Raw genomic sequence first — 2,866 nt, forward strand, 5'->3', positions numbered from 1 at the left:
GTAGCAGCGGGCCCGTGAAATCTGCTGTGAATCTGCCGGGACCACCCGGTAAGCCTAAATACTCCTTGGTGACCGATAGCGGATTAGTACCGTGAGGGAATGGTGAAAAGTACCCCGGGAGGGGAGTGAAATAGTACCTGAAACCGTGTGCTTACAATCCGTCAGAGGCTTTCGGGCTGATGGCGTGCCTTTTGAAGAATGAGCCTGCGAGTTAGTGGTATGTCGCGAGGTTAACCCGTGTGGGGAAGCCGTAGCGAAAGCGAGTCCTAATAGGGCGAGTATAGTGGCATGCTCTAGACCCGAAGCGGAGTGATCTACCCATGGCCAGTGTGAAGCGACGGTAAGACGTCGTGGAGGCGCGAACCCACTTAGGTTGAAAACTGAGGGGATGAGTTGTGGGTAGGGGTGAAAGGCCAATCAAACTCCGTGATAGCTGGTTCTCCCCGAAATGCATTTAGGTGCAGCGTCGCATGTTTCACCTCGGAGGTAGAGCTACTGGATGGCCGATGGGCCCTACAAGGTTACTGACGTCAGCCAAACTCCGAATGCCGAGGTGTGAGAGTGCGGCAGTGAGACTGTGGGGGATAAGCTTCATAGTCGAGAGGGAAACAGCCCAGATCGCCGGCTAAGGCCCCTAAGCGTGTACTAAGTGGAAAAGGATGTGGGATCGCTGAGACAGCCAGGAGGTTGGCTTAGAAGCAGCCACCCTTGAAAGAGTGCGTAATAGCTCACTGGTCAAGTGGTCCTGCGCCGACAATTTAGCGGGGCTCAAGTACACCGCCGAAGCCGCGGCACTCACACAATAACCTCCTCCGGGCAGGTGTGTGGGTGGGTAGGGGAGCGTCGTGTGGCCATAGAAGCGTCGGAGTGATCCAGGCGTGGAGGCCACACGAGTGAGAATGCAGGCATGAGTAGCGAATGACGAGTGAGAAACTCGTCCGCCGAATGATCAAGGGTTCCTGGGTCAAGCTAATCTGCCCAGGGTGAGTCGGGACCTAAGGCGAGGCCGACAGGCGTAGTCGATGGACAACGGGTTGATATTCCCGTACCCGTGTGTGCGCGCCCATGGTGAATCAGTGATACTAACCGCCCTGAATGGCCTAGAGCATCCTTCGGGATGACGTGGTCTGGATGCGCGGGACCTGATCTGGTAGTAGCCAAGCGATGGGGTGACGCAGGAAGGTAGCTGGGCCAGTCAGTGGTTGTACTGGTGTAAGAGTGTAGGCCGTGACATAGGCAAATCCGTGTCACATCAAGGCTGAGACTTGATGCATACCCGTTGTGGGGAATTCAGTGATCCTATGCTGCCGAGAAAAGCCTCTAGTGAGTTCATACACGGCCCGTACCCCAAACCGACACAGGTGATCAGGTAGAGAATACCAAGGCGATCGAGAGAACTGTGGTTAAGGAACTCGGCAAAATACCCCCGTAACTTCGGGAGAAGGGGGGCCATGCCCGGTGAACATCTTCACGGTGGGAGCTGGGTGTGGTCGCAGAGACCAGAGAGAAGCGACTGTTTACTAAAAACACAGGTCCGTGCGAAGACGTAAGTCGATGTATACGGACTGACGCCTGCCCGGTGCTGGAAGGTTAAGAGGACCGGTTAGCCGCAAGGCGAAGCTGAGAATTTAAGCCCCAGTAAACGGCGGTGGTAACTATAACCATCCTAAGGTAGCGAAATTCCTTGTCGGGTAAGTTCCGACCTGCACGAATGGCGTAACGACTTCTCTGCTGTCTCGACCACAGACTCGGCGAAATTGCACTACGAGTAAAGATGCTCGTTACGCGCGGCAGGACGAAAAGACCCCGGGACCTTTACTATAGCTTGGTATTGGCGTTCGATTCGGTTTGTGTAGGATAGGTGGGAGACTGTGAAGCATGCACGCCAGTGTGTGTGGAGTCGTTGTTGAAATACCACTCTGATCGTATTGGACGTCTAACCTCGGCCCATGATCTGGGTTAGGGACAGTGCCTGGTGGGTAGTTTAACTGGGGCGGTTGCCTCCTAAAGAGTAACGGAGGCGCCCAAAGGTTCCCTCAGCCTGGATGGCAATCAGGTGTTGAGTGCAAGTGCACAAGGGAGCTTGACTGTGAGACTGACACGTCGAGCAGGGACGAAAGTCGGGACTAGTGATCCGGCACCGGCAAGTGGAAGCGGTGTCGCTCAACGGATAAAAGGTACCCCGGGGATAACAGGCTGATCTTCCCCAAGAGTCCATATCGACGGGATGGTTTGGCACCTCGATGTCGGCTCGTCGCATCCTGGGGCTGGAGTAGGTCCCAAGGGTTGGGCTGTTCGCCCATTAAAGCGGCACGCGAGCTGGGTTTAGAACGTCGTGAGACAGTTCGGTCTCTATCCGCCGCGCGCGTAAGAAACTTGAGGAAAGCTGTCCCTAGTACGAGAGGACCGGGACGGACGAACCTCTGGTGTGCCAGTTGTTCCACCAGGAGCATCGCTGGTTAGCTACGTTCGGAAGGGATAACCGCTGAAAGCATCTAAGCGGGAAGCCTGTTCCAAGATGAGGTTTCTCACCACCTTGCGTGGTTAAGGCCCCCCACAGACCATGGGGTTGATAGGCCGGAACTGGAAGCGCAGCAATGCGTGGAGGTGACCGGTACTAATCGGCCGAGGGCTTACACACAAATAAGCCAAAGAATTTGTTACGCGTCCACTGTGCAGTATCTGAAACAACACACCCATCCGCGGTCTCGATCGCGGGTCGGGCCTTGTTTCACAGAGTTACGGCGGCCATAGCGGCAGGGAAACGCCCGGTCCCATTCCGAACCCGGAAGCTAAGCCTGCCAGCGCCGATGGTACTGCACTCGTGAGGGTGTGGGAGAGTAGGTCACCGCCGAACACAACTTCA

The 2,866-nt window shown here is 55.8% G+C and carries 2 rRNA genes (1 of these 2 only partly in view); both read left to right on the forward strand.

Annotated features, from left to right (window positions below):
* A 23S ribosomal RNA gene (locus G6017_RS01385) occupies positions 1-2,641 on the forward strand (it extends 456 nt beyond the left edge of the window).
* Positions 2,642-2,740: 99 nt separating this feature from the next.
* Positions 2,741-2,857: ribosomal RNA gene (rrf, locus tag G6017_RS01390) — 5S ribosomal RNA — on the forward strand.
* Positions 2,858-2,866 lie beyond the last annotated feature (9 nt).

Source organism: Dietzia sp. B44, assembly GCF_014145245.1.
GTDB lineage: Bacteria > Actinomycetota > Actinomycetes > Mycobacteriales > Mycobacteriaceae > Dietzia > Dietzia natronolimnaea.